This is a genomic window from Amycolatopsis sp. NBC_01480, from assembly GCF_036227205.1.
Lineage (GTDB): Bacteria > Actinomycetota > Actinomycetes > Mycobacteriales > Pseudonocardiaceae > Amycolatopsis.
Genome location: NZ_CP109442.1, coordinates 4,180,143 through 4,194,685, shown reverse-complemented (window position 1 = coordinate 4,194,685; position 14,543 = coordinate 4,180,143). Strand labels below are relative to the sequence as shown.

Sequence of the window (14,543 nt, the reverse complement as noted above, 5' to 3'; positions counted from 1 at the left end):
CGTACACACACCCATACTGGCAGTGAATCTCTAGCTTGAACCCTCAACTTTCGTCGGGAATCGGTCATGATCGGGCCGGTTGCGCCGAACGGAGGAACTCCGGCAGCTCCTGGCCCGCGTACCGGCGCCCGTCGCGGCGGTCGAGCCAGCTCAGCAGCGGCGCGGTCATGATCGTGGTGACCAGGGCGACCAGGACCAGCACCGTGAACAGCGAAGGCGACACGATCCCGGCCTGCATGCCGACGTTCAGCGCGATCAGCTGCATCAGCCCGCGCGCGTTCACGAGCACGCCCACGCGCAACGCGATCGGCTGCGACTCCCCCGCCAATCGGGCGGCGGCCCACGAAGCGCCCAGCTTCCCGACCACCGCGACCACGACGACGATCACCGCGTACGCCAGCAGCTTCGGGTCCGCCAGCAACGCGAACCGGGTGTTCAGGCCGGAATAGGTGAAGAACAGCGGCAGGAACACGATCCGCCCGATCGGCATGAACTTCGCGAGCACGGCGTCGGAAGCCTCGCCCCGCGGGAACGCGATGCCGAGGACAAACGCGCCGAACACCGCGTACAGCCCGATCACGTCGGTGAACCAGGCGGCGCCGAACAGGAACACCGCCGTGACGAGCATCCGCTGGTCGGTGTTCACCCGCGGGCCGGCCATGGTCTTCGCCAGCACCCGGCGCACCACCAGCCACACCAGCAGCGCGAACAGGACCCCGCCGCCGACGGCCGTCACGACCGGCCCGGTCGAGCCCGCGTGCATGCCGAGCACCACGGCCAGCAGGACCCACGCGAGCACGTCGTCGAGCGCGCCGCAGGCCAGCGCCAGCGAGCCGAACCGGGTGCCGCCGAGGCCGCGCTCGGTGATGATCCGGGCGAGCATCGGGAACGCCGTGATGGCGATCGCCACCCCGACGAACACGGCCGAGACCGCGGGCGAAACCCCGGGCTTGAGGATGCCGACCCAGTTCGCGCCCAGCACGCTCACCCCGATACCCAGCACGAGCGGGACCACCGTGCCGGCCGCGGAAACCGAGACCACGGACTTCACCGAGCCCTTGATCGCGCCGACGCGGAACTCGTACCCCGCGCCGAACATGTAGATCACGAGCCCGATCTGGCCGCCCAGGTACAGCAGCATCCGCACTGTGTCGGGGAACAGCGCGGCCTGCACGCCGGGCAGCACGAGCCCGAGCAGCGACGGCCCGAGCAGCACGCCGGAGACCATCTCGCCGACCACGGGCGGCTGGCCGATCTTCACCGCTAGCATACCGACCAGCCGGCACACCACGAGGATCACGACCACCGCCAGGAAAAACGCGGGCGCCGCCTGGGTCGGGGTCATCACTCGCCTCCGGGGCTTTCGCTGCTCTGGGTCTCGAAGTACTTGGCGCACAGGCGTTTGTGCCGCGCGTCGAGCACCATGTAGGTGCCGAAGACGAGCTGGGCCAGGCTGCGCCAGACGTCTTCCCAGCGGTCACGGGCGGCGAGGGCCGCCAGCGCTTTGGCCGAAGGGGGACGCGAGCCGCGCGGGGTGAGGATCACCGGGCCGCGGTTGGGGATCGAGCGGGTGTGCGCGGCGCTCGACGCCAGCGAGAACCGGCGCAGGACCTCGCGTGTCACCACCCGCATCGTCACCGGCGCCAGGCCGCGGGCCGGGCACGCGCGGTTCTGCGCGACGCCGAACGGCAGGAAGTTGACGTCCTTCTTCGCCGGCACCGGCGCGATCGTGGTGCGGGCCGGGAAGCTCGCCGGGTTCCAGCGCTCGGGGTCGAACTCGTCCGGCCGCTCGAAGCCGGCGTGGTGGAAGTCGGGGTAGCTGAACAGCAGCACGGTGCCCGCGTCGATCTTCGTGTGGGCCAACTCGATGTCGTCGGTGGCGATGCGGTGGGCGATGCCGAACAGCGGGTACGTGCGCAGGCCCTCGTCGATCACGCGGTCCAGGTACTCGTCATCGTCCGGGTTCGCGACCAGCCGCGCCTGCACGTCCGGATGCTGCGCGATGATCATCAGCAGGTGTGCCATCGCCTCGGACATCTGCACCACGGCGGTGTTGAAGAAGGTGCCCTGCAGGTAGAACACCTGCTCCTCGGGGGTGAGCCGGGCCGGCATGGGGTGCGGCACGTCGGCCAGGCGGCGGCGCAGGTACGCGGTCAGCCGCGCGCGGCGTCGCATGTTCCGCGGCCGCACGCACTTGAGCGCCGACACCACGTCGTCCGCGTGTCCGACGATCAGGTCCCGCGCCTGCGCCGGGCACGGCTCGCCGAACACCAGCTCGTAGTACAGCTCGGCCCAGACGGGCATCATCTCGTCGCGCAGCCGGATCGTCCGGCCGTCGCCGATCTCCAGCCCGTCCAGTACATGCGCGGCGCAGCGGCGAGTCAGCTCTTCGGACTCCGCCTTGGTTTTCACCAGGATGTGGCGGGTGGTCTTGGCGACCTCGTCGTAGCGCGGCCCGGCCTCCAGGTGCTCCTGGTGCACCTGCGGACCGGGCGCGAGCCAGTACCAGAACAGGTCCGAAAGCGCGGCGCCCTTGCTCCGCCCGCCGGCCGCCGGGTCGGCGTACACCCGCCGGAAGTCCTCGACGTCGACGCGCTCGCCGGGGATCGGCAGCCCTTCGTCGCCGTTGACCAGGGCGAAGATCTTCATCCGCAGCGCCACCACCCGGCCCGGCAGCCAGCGGGGCAGCGTCACGAGCAGGCCGGCGAGCAGCACTCGCACCAGGAGCCGGGTCATCGGACGAGGTCCGCGGTCAGCTCGGCCGGGGTTCCCGCCCCGCACAGTGCGAGCGTGTGGTCCAGCTCTTCGCGCAGTCGTTCCAGCACTTCCGCCACTCCTTCCCGGCCCGCCGCGGCGAGGCCCCACAGCACCGGACGGCCGATCCCGACGGCGTTCGCGCCGAGCGCCAGCGCCTTCACCACGTCCGTGCCCCGCCGCACACCGCCGTCCAACACCAAGGGCATCGCGCCGCCGACGGCCGCGGCCAGCTCGGGTAACGTGTCCAAAGTGGACACCGCCGTGTCCAGTTGACGGCCGCCGTGGTTCGAGACGACGATCCCGTCGACCCCGGCGGCGACGGCCAGCCGCGCGTCGTCGGGATGCAGGATTCCCTTGAGCAGCACGGGAAGCGAGGTCGTCCCACGCAGCCAGGCGATGTGCTCCCAGGACAGCTCGGCCGACATCTCGATGTCGCGCACCCGACCCGAGGCGTCCCTCATGTTCTCCACGGCCAGCTCCGGCGGCAGGTCGTGGAAGCCGTGGCGCTGGTCGCGCTCGCGCCGGCCGAACACCGGCGAGTCGACGGTCACCACCAGCGCCCGCACCCCCGCGCGCTCGGCCCGGCGTACCACGGATTCGGTGAACTCGAGGTCGGGCTGCAGGTACAGCTGGAACCACAGCGCCGGGTCGGCCACGACGGCCTGGGCAGCGGCCGCGACGTCCTCGATCGCCGTCGTCGCGGCCATACTGACCACCATGACGGTGCCGGCGGCGGCCACCGCCTCGGCCGTGGCCCGCTCGCCGTCCGGGTGCGCCAGCCGGTGGAACGCCGTCGGCGAAACCAAGACCGGCATCGACAACGGCGAGCCGGCGATTTCGACCGCCAGGTCCCGTTTTCCGTTACCACGCAGCACCCGCGGCACGAGCGAGCGCCGGCTGAACGCCGCTTCGTTGGCGCGCAGGGTCAGCTCGTCACCCGCCGCGCCCGCGAAGAAGTCGTAGTGCGCCGGTTCGAGCCGCTCGCGTGCCGCGGCCTCGAACTCCGCGATCGTGCGCATGGTCAAGCCAGCTGCTTCGTGAGGAACGCGGTGAGCGCGTCCACGTGCACCTCGCGGTTCCACTCGTTTTCCAGGTTCTCCGTGACGTGGTGGGTCGCGACCAGCTCGCCGTGCCGGTAGTGCCGGACGATCGGGTGCAGGTAGTGGCCCTCGCCGCTGTCGTTGGCGACGTCCTGGCTGGCGCGCTTCACGGTGAAATCGAACGGGTCCACCTTGTCGTGGTCCGGCCCGTAGTCGAGGGTGATCACAAACGCGTTCTCGACGTCCGGTGAGCGCTCGGCGACCCGCGCCACCGGCACCTCCTCGTAGTACCGCGCCTGCCCGCGCTCGAGCGCCAGCACGTCGGCCAGGAAGCCGAACTGCTGGTACAGCGCGGAACTGCGGTTGATCCGGGTGATCACCGCCTCGACCAGGTCACCGACGTCGGTCTTCAGCACGGTGTGCGGCCACTCGCGGCCGTGGTAGCGCTCCTCGAAGACCTTCGACAGCGCGCGCACGCCGTAGCGGAAGCCGTGGATGAACGCGCTGGTCGCCTTCTTGAAGTCGCGGACCTGCGTGATCGTGCCGGCGAAGTACAGCCCGGGCACGTTCACCGACTCCCAGGACGAGGTCTGTGCCGGGAACCGGTCGTCGATGGTCAGCTCCGGCCGGCAGTCCTCGTCGAAGATCGAGGCGTCGAACCGGAAGCCGGTGCAGGCGATCACCCGGTCGTAACGCAGCTCCTTGATCACCTCGTCGGCGCGGAAGAAGGCGAACTTCACGTGGTAGCCGTCTTCGCGCTTGGTGATCTCGCGGACGTCGCCGTCGAGGATCGCGTGCTGCAGCTTGAGCTGGTACATGTCCAGCACCCCGGCGTTGAACGCGCGCAGGTGGCCGACGAAGTGCGTGCGCCAGGCGAGCTTCACCGGCCGCGGGCCCGAGACGTGCAGCACGGCGGCGTACGCGTTGAGGCTGTCCGCGGTCTCGAAGGCCGAGTTTCCCTTGCCCAGCACCAATACCCGCTGGTTGGTGAACTGCGCCGGATCGGTGTCGAAGTCGGCGTACTGGTCGACCAGCTCCATGCCCGGGACGTCCGGGATGTGGGCTTTGCTCACGCCCGTGGCCATCACCAGCCGCAGGGCGGTGAACGCGGTGCCGTCCTCGGCCGTGGCCACGAAGTTCCCGTCGGCGCGGCTGATCCGGCGCACCCGGGTGTCGTACCGGATGGCGATCTCGTGCTTCGCCGCGTAGTCCGCGGTGTACCGCAGCAGGGCCTCGGCGGACGGGAACATCTCCGCGCTGTAATCGGTGAACAGCAGCGGATCGGGGTCGCCCTCGGCCAGCAGCGAGTTCCAGTCCATCCGGAGGTTCAGCTCCGGGTCGGTCCAGCCGGTGTGCTTCTTGTTGACCGAGATCAGCGTGCGGTGCCGCGGGAAGGTGCGGAAGAACGTGGCCGGCCCCGAGCCCGCTTCGAGGACCAGGTAGCTGTGCCCCGCCCGGTCGAGCTGCTGGCCGAGCTGCAGGCCCGCGGGCCCCGCGCCGACCACCAGGTAGTCCAGAACGTCCTCCGACACGAAAGCCTCCTGCGTCCGATCCCGGTCACCCGATCGGCGTCAGCCTGGACCGGAGATCTCAGAAAAGGCTCAGAAGACCCGCGCTGGTCCCGATGGCCGGGACGGACCCGGGCGAACGCCGTCAAGGCCTCCTTACCCGCGCGTGACGCGGGTAAGGAGGCCTTAGCGGCCGCACCGGGCGGAGGTCAGCGCGAAAGCATCCGCATGGCGGCCTCGGGATAACGGGTGCCCGCCACCGCGTCGGCCGGGAACGCTGCCTCGATCGCCTTGATGTCCTCAGTGGACAGATCCAGTGCCACGGACCCGACGTTCTCCTCCAGGTACTTGCGTCGCTTGGTACCCGGGATCGGCACGACGTCGTCGCCCTGTGCCTGCACCCAGGCCAGCGCCAGCTGCCCGGCGGTCACGCCCTTCTCCGTCGCCAACGCGCGCAGAGCCTCGACAATGGCGACGTTCTTCTCGAAGTTGCCCTCGGCAAACCGCGGCTGGGTCTGCTGCCGGAAGTCACCCTTGCCGAAGTCCTCCTTCGAGGTGATCCGGCCGGTCAGGAATCCGCGGCCGAGCGGGGAGTACGGCACCAGGCCGATGCCCAGCTCACGGCAGGCCGGCACCACGGCGTCCTCGATGTCCCGTGACCAGAGCGACCACTCCGTCTGCACGGCGCTGATCGGGTGCACGGCGTGCGCGCGGCGGATGGTGTCCGCGCCCGCCTCCGACAGCCCGAGGTGCCGGACCTTGCCGTCGCGCACCAGCTCGGCCATCGCGCCCACGGTTTCCTCGATGGGCACGTTCGGGTCGACCCGGTGCTGGTAGTACAGGTCGATGCGGTCGGTGTTCAAGCGCCGCAACGACTTCTCGACCGAGGAGCGCACGTACTCGGCGTCGCCCTGCACGCCCCGCTTGCTCGGGTCCTCCGGGTCGCGCACGATGCCGAACTTCGTGGCCAGCACCACCTGGTCACGCCGGTCCGCGATGGCCCGGCCGACCAGTTCCTCGTTGCGCCCCATGCCGTACATGTCCGCGGTGTCGAGCAGGGTGACGCCCAGCTCCAGCGCCCGGTGGATGGTGGCGGTCGACTCGGTGTCGTCGCCCTCGCCGTAGAACTCGCTCATGCCCATGCAGCCCAAGCCCTGCGCGCCGACTTCCAGTTCGCCGAGCCTGCGCGTGGGCAGCGTCGATCCACTCATGTTTTCTCTCCCGCTGTGAAAACTCTGGTTACTTGCCCGCCGCGCGCGCGAGCCGCTCGGGGTAGCGCGCCCCGGCGAAAGCGGTCTTCGGGGCCGCCTTTTCGATCGCGGCGATGTCCTCTTCGGACAGTGCCAGCCCGGCCGCCGCGACGTTCTCCTCCAGGTACTTGCGCCGCTTGGTGCCCGGGATCGGGACGACGTCGTCGCCCTGCGCCTGGACCCAGGCCAGCGCGAGCTGCCCGGCGGTCACGCCCTTCTCCGCTGCCAGCGCCCGCAGCGCCTCGACAATGGCCATGTTCCGGTCGAAGTTCTCCTCGGAGAACCGCGGCAGGCCACGCCGCATGTCGTCCTCGGGCAGGTCCTTGAGCGAGGTGACCTGGCCGGTCAGGAACCCGCGGCCCAGCGGCGAGAACGGCACCACGCCGATGCCCAGCTCACGGCAGGTGCCGAGGATCTCGTCCTCGATCCCGCGCGTCCACAGCGACCACTCGCTCTGCAGCGCGGTCACCGGGTGCACGGCGTGCGCGCGCCGGATCGTCTCGGCGCCGGCCTCGGAAATGCCGGCGTACCGGATCTTTCCGGCCTGCACGAGTTCCGCGAGCGCGCCCCAGGTCTCCTCGACCGGCACGTTCTGATCGACCCGGTGCTGGTAGTAGAGGTCGATGTGGTCGACGCCCAGGCGTTGCAGGGATTCGTCGCAGCTCTGCTTCACGTACGCCGCGTCGCCGCGCGCGGACATGCCTTCCTCGGTCCAGACGATGCCGAACTTCGTCGCGAGCACCACCTGGTCGCGCCGGTCCGCGATCGCGCGGCCGACCAGTTCCTCGTTCACGCCCGCGCCGTACACGTTGGCCGTGTCCAGCAGCGTCACGCCCAGCTCCAGCGCGCGGTGGATGGTGGCGATCGACTCTTCGTCGTTGTCGCGCACGCCGTAGGCCTGGCTCATGCCCATGCAGCCCAGGCCCTGCGCGCTGACCTCCAGCTCGCCGAGCTTCCTCTTGCTGATCACGCGGAGATCTCCTCCATGGCCGGCCGCTGGCCCAGCGCCTTGCGGTCGATCTTGTCGTAGTTGCTGATCTTGTAGTCGAGGATCTCCAGGCAGCCCTGGAGCTCGGCGATCCGGTCGGCCACGGACTGGCGCTGCTCGACCAGGATCGCCTTGCGCCGCCCGGCGCTGGCCACGCCGTGGCGGCGCAGGGAGGCGTATTCGCGCATGCTCTTGATGGGCATGCCGGTGAGCCGGAGCTTGGTCAGGAACCCCAGCCAGCCCAGGTCGTCGTCCGAGTACGCGCGCCGCCCGGCGCCGTCGCGGGCGGGCGGGTCGAGGAGCTTGATCCGCTCGTAGTACCGGAGGGTGTCGATCGACAGGCCGCTACGTCGTGCGGCTTCCGCTATCGAGTAGCTCATGCGCTCGACAGTACGACCTGGAGTGCGCTCCAGGTCAAATCCGCTACCAGCCGGTTCAGCCGGTCAGGGCGGCGGAGATCCGGGCCAGCTCGTCGACCACATCCGCCAGCGGCGCCCGGTCCTCGGTAGCGCACCAGTCCTGCAACAGTCCGTTGACCGCGCCGATGTAAGCACTCGCGGCCAGCCGATAGTCGCGGCCGGGGATCTCACCAGCCGCGACGCCCGCGCGCAACAGATCGCGGATCAACCCGGCCCAGCGAGCGCGCGTGGCCATCCGGTGCGCTTCGACGACGGGATTCACTCCGATGATCTCCACGTACGCGACCCGCGCGCGGCGTAGGTCGGTCGCGGTGCTCAACGCGTACGCGGTCAGCGCAACTCGGATCCGCGTGGCCAGCGGCTGGCCTTCGACCCCGGCCAGAGCGTCGGTCACCGCGGCCGTCGCCTCGCTGTTGACCTGGTCGTACACCGCGATCAGGAGGGCCTCGCGGCCGGCGAACTCCTCGTAGTACTGGCGGGTGGACAGGTTCGCCGCCCGGCACACCCGCCCGACCGTGGACGTGGCGTAACCCGCCGTGCCGAACAACTCCAGCCCCGCGGCCATCAGGCGGTCCCGCCGCTCGGCGCGGCGCTCGGTCGCGGTGCGGCCGGCGTAGCGGCCGCGGGGTCCGGGCTGGGTCACGACGTCACCCTAGTGTCCTGCGGCTCTGCCGGGTTACGCCCCAATGTGGCGTTCGGTGCGCTGGGCGCACCCAATGTGGCGTTCGGTGCGTTCAACGCAACCAACGCCACATTGGGGCGCTTCGGGCGGTGGATCGATCCACCGACGACCGCGTCTTGCACCCGCGTGCCCAGCGGGCTACCGTCCGTGCTCAAGTCTGAAACATTGGTGATTCAGATAATGGCTTTTGGAGGCCGAAGATGTCCTCGAAGCATTTCCGCCGCTGGTCCCCCGCCATCCTCGCGGCGATCGCGCTGACCGCGTTCGCCGCCCCGGCCGTCGCGGCGCCCGCTTATCCCGTGACGTCGAACCTGTTCGCCGGGATCGCGCAGTCACTCAAGGATCCGTCGGCGCCGCCGCCCGGCGTCAACGTGCCTTCGTGCGAGCCCAGCGCCGCGCACCCCCGCCCGGTCGTGCTGATCACCGGCACGTTCGGGAACATGACCGACGACTGGGCCGGCCTCGGCCCGACGCTGGCCAACGCCGGTTACTGCGTTTACAGCACGCCGATCGGCGGCGACCCGAAATCGGTGCTGCAAACGATCGGTCGGGTGCCGGATTCCGCGCGGCAGATCAGCTCGTTCGTCGACCGGGTCCGGTCGGAAACCGGGGCGGCGCAAGTGGATCTCATCGGCCACTCGCAGGGCGGGCTGATCGGCGAGTACTACCTGAAGCTGCTCGGCGGGGCGTCGAAGGTGCACAGCTTCGTCGGCCTGTCGCCGACCACCCACGGCACCAGCCTGGTCGGACTGGCCTACCTGGCCAAGGCGTTCCCCGGCGGCGAGGCGCTGGTCGGTGCCGTGTGCCCGGCCTGCGCCGACCAGATCGTCGGCTCCCCGGTGGTCCGCGCCGTCGGCGACGGCCCGATCGCCCAGTCCGATGTGGACTACACGGTGATCGAGACGCGGAACGAGTTCGTGGTCACGCCGGCCGGAACCGCCGCGTTCATCAACGAGCCCGGCGTGCACAACCTGTGGGTGCAGGACACCTGCCCGGCCGACCTCGCCGACCATGCGGGGCTCAGCTATTCGAAGACGGTGTACGGGCTGGTCGGCAATGCCCTCGACCCCGCGCACGCGGCGCCGGTGCACTGCTGACGGCTGCATCCGTAACACTGTCGCGTTACGGTGGGCGCATGCCCCGTCCCCGTACGCACGACGAAGCGCTCCGGCTGAAGCTGCTCGATCGGGCCGGCGAGCTGATCTCGGCCGACGGGCCCCGGGCGCTCTCGCTGCGCAAGCTGGCGGCGGACGCGGGCACGTCCACCACCGCCGTCTACTCACTGTTCGGCAGCAAGCCCGACCTGGTCAACGCCCTGTATGTGGAGGGCTTCCGCCGGTTCGGCGAGCGGCTGAGGGCGGTCGAGCGCACCGGCGACGCCGTGGAGGACCTGGTCCGCCTCGGCGTCGCCTACCGCGTCAGCGCGCTGGCCGACCCGCATCTGTACGCGATCATGTTCACCCGCTCCGTGCCCGGCTTCGAGCCCAACGACGAGGCCGACCGCTTCGCCCGCGCCACGCTGCGGCCGCTGGAGGAGATCGCCGCCGACGGCGTGGCGTCCGGCCAGTTCGCGGACGTCGAGCCGTCGGTGATCACGATCGGCGCGTGGGGAGTGGTCCACGGCCTGGTCTCCCTTGAGCTGTCCGGGAACCTGCCCGAGGAGTTCAGCGTGAGCGGCGCGTACGAACAGGTGTTGCGCGCCTACGCCTCGGGCTGGCTCAGAACAACTTGAGCTCAGACGGCGCCGTACTGCCGGTCCCCCGCGTCGCCGAGGCCGGGCACGATGAAGCCCGAATCGTTGAGCCGCTCGTCGATGCTCGCGGTGACCACGCGGACCGGGAGGCCGGTCTGCTCCAGGTGCGCCAGGCCCTCCGGCGCGGCCAGCGCGCAGATGGCGGTGACGTCTGTGGCGCCGCGGTCGGTGAGCAGGCGGATGGTGTACTCCATCGAGCCGCCGGTGGCCAGCATCGGGTCGAGGACCAGCACGGGCCGGTCGGCGAGCGACTCCGGCAGCGACTCCAGGTACGGCGTCGGCTTGAGGGTCTCCTCGTTGCGCGCCAGGCCGACAAAGCCCATCTGCGCGTCGGGGATCAGCCGGTGCGCCTCGTCGGCCATGCCGAGTCCCGCGCGCAGCACCGGAACCAGCAGCGGCGGGCTCGCCAGCCGGAACGCCTCCGTGCGCGCGACCGGCGTGTGGATCCGCTCCGTGCGCACCGGGGCGTTGCGCGTGGCTTCGTACACGAGCATCACGGTCAGCTCGTGCAGCGCGGCCCGGAACGCGGCGCTGTCCGTGCGCGCGTCGCGCATCGTGGAGAGGCGGGCCTTGGCCAGCGGGTGATCGACGACGTGCACATCCATGCCGCACAACTTAGCTGGCAGACCGGACTCGTGAGTGTTCATGCCGGTTCTAACCGTCATCGCCACTCACGAGCTTGTCTCCGCGAACCAGCGCACCCAACGCCGTTGCCAGGCCGTCTCCACGGCGCGGTGGTGATGGTTCTCCCGCACCCACGCGACGGCCTCGTCCGGGGCCAGGCCGGACACCGTGGCCAGGCAGGCCAGCACCGTGCCGGTCCGGCCGACGCCGCCGTGACACGCCACTTCCACGGCCTCGCCCGCCATCGCGCGGGAGTGCAACCCCAGAATCCGGCGGCGGGCGTCGGACCGGTCCAGGGGTAGCAGGAAGTCCGGCCAGCGGATCCAGTCGTGGTCCCAGCCGAGCCCGGCGTCGTGCCGGCGGCGCAGCCGGTTCGAGCCGAGGTAGAGGCCGTAGTCCGGGTCCGGGCCTTCGGGTTTGGGCCGGCCGAGGCCGCGGCCGCGCAGCTCGGCGCCGTCCGGCAGCACGAGAGTCCCCACCAGTGCGGATGCCATCGGCCCATTCTGGTCCCCTATCCATCCTTCGACGGACACCGGGAGCGCCCGGCCGGGGCTAGGCTGCGCCGGGTGAGTCAAGACCCAGACATTCCCGGCCCCGAGCAGATGCGGGCGTCCGACGCCGACCGCGAGCAGGTCGCCCAGGTGCTGCACCAGGCGCTGTCCGAGGGCCGCATCACGATGGCGGAGCTCGAAGAGCGGCTGACCTCGGTCTACGCGGCGAAGACCATGGGCGAGCTGAAACCGGTGACCGCCGACCTGCCGATCTCCAGCACGTCCACGGCGCTGCAGCCCGCCCCCACCCGCGCGCTGGGCTTCCCGGACACCCGCGTCGGCGGCCACCCGGGTTCGACGCTTTCGGTCGCCGTGATGTCCGGCGCCCAGCGCAAGGGCAGCTGGGTGCTGCCCTCGCAGCACACCAGCGTCGCGTTCTGGGGCGGCACCGAGATCGACCTGCGCGCGGCCCGGTTCTCGGAGAAGCACTCGACGATCACCGCCGTCGCGATCATGGGCGGCATCGAGATCACCGTGCCCGACGACATCAACGTGGACGTCACCGGCATCGGCCTGATGGGCGGCTTCATCCTGGAGGACCGCTCCGGCGCCCAGCCCGCGCCGCCGACCGCGCCGACCGTCACCATCAACGGCCTCGCCTTCTGGGGCGGCGTGGTCGTCTACCGCAAGCCCGCCAAACAGGACCACCAGCAACTCGAGGGCTGACTCAACTTCCTGGGGGAATGAGAAATGCGCCTGTTCCGCGCACTGCTGAGCACCGTCACCGTCGCCGCGCTGGTCACCGCGGCGCCCGCCGACGCCTCGGTCGATCGCCGGCAGGCGGCCATGGACGCGGCCACCGCGGCCGGGATTCCGGGCATGGCCGCGGCGGCGCCGGACTGGCGCGGGTCCAGCGGCCGGCTCGACCTCGACCGGCCGGGCAAGCCGGACCCGTCGGGGCAGTTCCGCGTCGGCAGCGTGTCCAAGACCTTCACCGCGACGCTGGTGCTCCAGCTCGTCGCCGAGCACCGCCTTTCGCTGGACGACGTGGTGCAGCAACGGCTGCCCGGCCTGCTGCCCTACCCCCAGCCGATCACCGTGCACGAGCTGTTGCAGCACACCGCGGGCGTGCCGCGCGACCTGCCGCTCGCGTACACCTGGGCGACGCTGCCGGAACTCGACACCGAGCGGTTCGAGCACTTCGACCCGGCCGAGTCGGTGCGGCTGAGCACCACGCAGCCGCTGCTGTTCGCGCCCGGCACCGGCTGGTCGTACTCGAACACCGCATAACAAAAAGACCGGAAGTAAGCCGACCGGGCAAGGCGACCGGCCGCCGCAAATGCTTGCTTCCGGTCGGTTTGGTATCTATCGGCACAGCAACATTCTCGGCCTGCTGGTCGAGAAGGTCACCGGGAAGCCGCTGGCGCGGGTGCTCGACGAGCGGATCGCGCGCCCGCTGGGCCTGCACAGCACCTTCCTGCCCGGAGACTTCCCGTTCCTCCCGCGGCCCGCCGCGCACGGCTACGAGCAGGCGTACCCGCTGCCGCACCCGATCACCGACATGACGACGTACAACTACTCGCGTTACCTCGGCGCCGGGCAGCTCGTCTCCAGCGGCCCGGACGTCAACCGCTTCCTCGCCGCCCTGCTCGGCGGCCGCCTGCTGCCGGCCGCGCAGCTGGCCGAGATGCAGACGACCGTGCCCGCCGTCGACACCCCCACCGGCGTCAACCAGGGCTACGCCTACGGACTCGGCCTGATGCGCTTCGACCTCACCCCGATCTGCGGCACGCCGATCACGCTGTGGGGCCACGCGGGCGACGTGGCCGGGTACAACACGCTGGCGTTCAAGGACGCCGCCTCACCACGGCAGATCACCACGGTCGCGACCCTGGACATCACCGCGAACCCCCGCCAGAGGCTGCTGCGCCAGGTCCCGTTCGTGAACGAGTTCTGCGCCTTCACCCCGCCGCCGGCCTCGGCACCGGCGGCGACGGCGGCGCCCGCCCCGCTGTTCCGCTCCGCGGTCTGAGGGGCCCACCTACACTCACCGGTATGACAGCTACCACCAGCTCGTCAGCGGCGCCGGCCACCCCGGCGCCACTGGCGGACGTGACTCGCGACGAGGCGAGCCTGCGGCGGTTCCTCCACGGGCTGCCCGGCGTCGACCAGGTCGGTGTCGAGCAGCGCGCGGCGGGCCTGGCCACCCGCTCCATCAAGAAGGACGCCAAGCGCTGGGCGATCGACACCGCCATCTCCATGGTCGACCTGACCACGCTCGAGGGCGCCGACACCCGCGGCAAGGTCCGCGGGCTCGCGGCCAAGGCCGTGCGGCCGGACCCGGAGCGGCAGGACTGCCCGCGCGTGGCCGCGGTGTGCGTGTACCCGGACATGGTCGAAGCCGCCGTCGAGGCGCTCGGCCGCAGCGGGGTGCACGTGGCGAGCGTCGCCACCGGCTTCCCGGCCGGGCGCACGAGCCGCGAGGTGAAGCTGGCCGACACGCGCCTGGCCGTGGAAGCGGGCGCGCACGAGGTCGACATGGTGATCGACCGCGGCGCGTTCCTCGAAGGCCGCTACATGAGCGTGTTCGACGAGATCCGCGCGATCAAGGCAGCCTGCGGTCCGGCCCACCTCAAGGTGATCCTCGAAACGGGCGAGCTGGCGACGTACGACAACGTCCGCCGCGCGTCCTGGCTGGCGCTGCTGGCCGGCGGCGACTTCATCAAGACCTCCACCGGCAAGGTCTCCCCCGCCGCGACACTGCCCGTCACCCACGTGATGCTGCAGGCGGTGCACGACTGGCACGAGCAGACCGGCGAGCTGCGCGGGGTCAAGCCCGCGGGTGGCATCCGGACCACCAAGGACGCGATCAAGTACCTGGTGGCGGTACACGAGGTGGCCGGCGAGGCGTGGCTGACCCCGGACCTGTTCCGGTTCGGCGCCTCCAGCCTGCTCAACGACCTGCTGCTGCAGCGGCGCACCCAGGTGGACGGCCACTACAGCGGCCCCGATTACGTGACGGTGGACTGAC

General features: G+C 70.7%; 16 protein-coding genes. 6 read left to right on the top strand and 10 right to left on the bottom strand.

Translation table 11 applies throughout. From position 1 onward, the window contains the following. Positions 1–64 precede the first annotated feature (64 nt). The 8 genes from OG371_RS20155 to OG371_RS20120 all read right to left on the bottom strand — a co-directional run bounded on the left by OG371_RS20155 (position 65) and on the right by OG371_RS20120 (position 8,605). Complete coding sequence (locus OG371_RS20155) at positions 65–1,345, bottom strand: cation:proton antiporter (protein WP_329071419.1); 1,281 nt, start codon at positions 1,343–1,345, stop codon at positions 65–67. Continuing rightward, on the bottom strand, positions 1,345–2,736 hold the full coding sequence (locus tag OG371_RS20150) for a cytochrome P450 (RefSeq protein WP_329071417.1): 1,392 nt from the start codon (positions 2,734–2,736) through the stop codon (positions 1,345–1,347). Before OG371_RS20150 ends, OG371_RS20155 begins: the two co-directional genes overlap by 1 nt. Beyond that, complete coding sequence (locus OG371_RS20145) at positions 2,733–3,776, bottom strand: alpha-hydroxy acid oxidase (RefSeq protein WP_329073201.1); 1,044 nt, start codon at positions 3,774–3,776, stop codon at positions 2,733–2,735. Before OG371_RS20145 ends, OG371_RS20150 begins: the two co-directional genes overlap by 4 nt. A 2-nt stretch (positions 3,777–3,778) precedes the next feature. Then, positions 3,779–5,329 (bottom strand): NAD(P)-binding domain-containing protein, encoded by a 1,551-nt coding sequence (locus OG371_RS20140; RefSeq protein ID WP_329071415.1) that lies wholly within the window; start codon positions 5,327–5,329, stop codon positions 3,779–3,781. Positions 5,330–5,514: 185 nt separating this feature from the next. Continuing rightward, on the bottom strand, positions 5,515–6,516 hold the full coding sequence (locus OG371_RS20135) for an aldo/keto reductase (protein WP_329071413.1): 1,002 nt from the start codon (positions 6,514–6,516) through the stop codon (positions 5,515–5,517). A gap of 28 nt (positions 6,517–6,544) precedes the next feature. Next, positions 6,545–7,525, bottom strand: coding sequence for an aldo/keto reductase (locus OG371_RS20130; RefSeq protein WP_329071411.1), 981 nt, complete (start codon positions 7,523–7,525; stop codon positions 6,545–6,547). Continuing rightward, the gene (locus OG371_RS20125; protein ID WP_329071409.1) at positions 7,522–7,923 is read right to left on the bottom strand and encodes a MerR family transcriptional regulator; all 402 of its coding nucleotides are present in this window, start codon (positions 7,921–7,923) and stop codon (positions 7,522–7,524) included. The genes OG371_RS20130 and OG371_RS20125 overlap by 4 nt, the downstream gene beginning before the upstream one ends. Before the next feature lie 55 nt (positions 7,924–7,978). Next, positions 7,979–8,605 carry a TetR/AcrR family transcriptional regulator gene (locus OG371_RS20120; RefSeq protein WP_329071406.1) on the bottom strand — a complete coding sequence of 209 codons (627 nt, stop codon included), beginning with the start codon at positions 8,603–8,605 and terminating at the stop codon, positions 7,979–7,981. A 239-nt stretch (positions 8,606–8,844) separates the two neighbouring features. Here OG371_RS20120 and OG371_RS20115 point away from each other — a divergent pair, with 239 nt between their 5' ends. Then, the gene (locus OG371_RS20115; RefSeq protein ID WP_329071404.1) at positions 8,845–9,741 is read left to right on the top strand and encodes an esterase/lipase family protein; all 897 of its coding nucleotides are present in this window, start codon (positions 8,845–8,847) and stop codon (positions 9,739–9,741) included. A 38-nt stretch (positions 9,742–9,779) separates the two neighbouring features. Further along, entirely contained in the window at positions 9,780–10,376 is a 597-nt protein-coding gene (locus tag OG371_RS20110; RefSeq protein WP_329071402.1) for a TetR/AcrR family transcriptional regulator, read from the top strand. A gap of 2 nt (positions 10,377–10,378) precedes the next feature. Here OG371_RS20110 and upp read toward each other — a convergent pair whose 3' ends face one another. Both upp and OG371_RS20100 read right to left on the bottom strand, forming a co-directional pair. Beyond that, on the bottom strand, positions 10,379–11,002 hold the full coding sequence (upp, locus tag OG371_RS20105; protein ID WP_329071400.1) for a uracil phosphoribosyltransferase: 624 nt from the start codon (positions 11,000–11,002) through the stop codon (positions 10,379–10,381). Positions 11,003–11,068: 66 nt separating this feature from the next. Next, a complete protein-coding gene (locus tag OG371_RS20100; protein ID WP_329071398.1) occupies positions 11,069–11,515 on the bottom strand; it encodes a protein-tyrosine phosphatase family protein in 447 nt (148 codons plus the stop codon). Positions 11,516–11,623: 108 nt separating this feature from the next. Between OG371_RS20100 and OG371_RS20095 the strand changes: the two genes are divergently transcribed. The 4 genes from OG371_RS20095 to deoC are packed head-to-tail and all read left to right on the top strand — an operon-like array spanning position 11,624 to position 14,542. After that, on the top strand, positions 11,624–12,238 hold the full coding sequence (locus tag OG371_RS20095) for a DUF1707 SHOCT-like domain-containing protein (RefSeq protein WP_329073199.1): 615 nt from the start codon (positions 11,624–11,626) through the stop codon (positions 12,236–12,238). Between the two features lie 24 nt (positions 12,239–12,262). Then, positions 12,263–12,802 carry a serine hydrolase domain-containing protein gene (locus OG371_RS20090; protein WP_329071396.1) on the top strand — a complete coding sequence of 180 codons (540 nt, stop codon included), beginning with the start codon at positions 12,263–12,265 and terminating at the stop codon, positions 12,800–12,802. A 49-nt stretch (positions 12,803–12,851) separates the two neighbouring features. Continuing rightward, positions 12,852–13,544, top strand: coding sequence for a serine hydrolase domain-containing protein (locus OG371_RS20085; RefSeq protein WP_329071394.1), 693 nt, complete (start codon positions 12,852–12,854; stop codon positions 13,542–13,544). 23 nt (positions 13,545–13,567) lie between these two features. Then, positions 13,568–14,542 (top strand): deoxyribose-phosphate aldolase, encoded by a 975-nt coding sequence (gene deoC, locus OG371_RS20080; protein ID WP_329071392.1) that lies wholly within the window; start codon positions 13,568–13,570, stop codon positions 14,540–14,542. Position 14,543 lies beyond the last annotated feature (1 nt).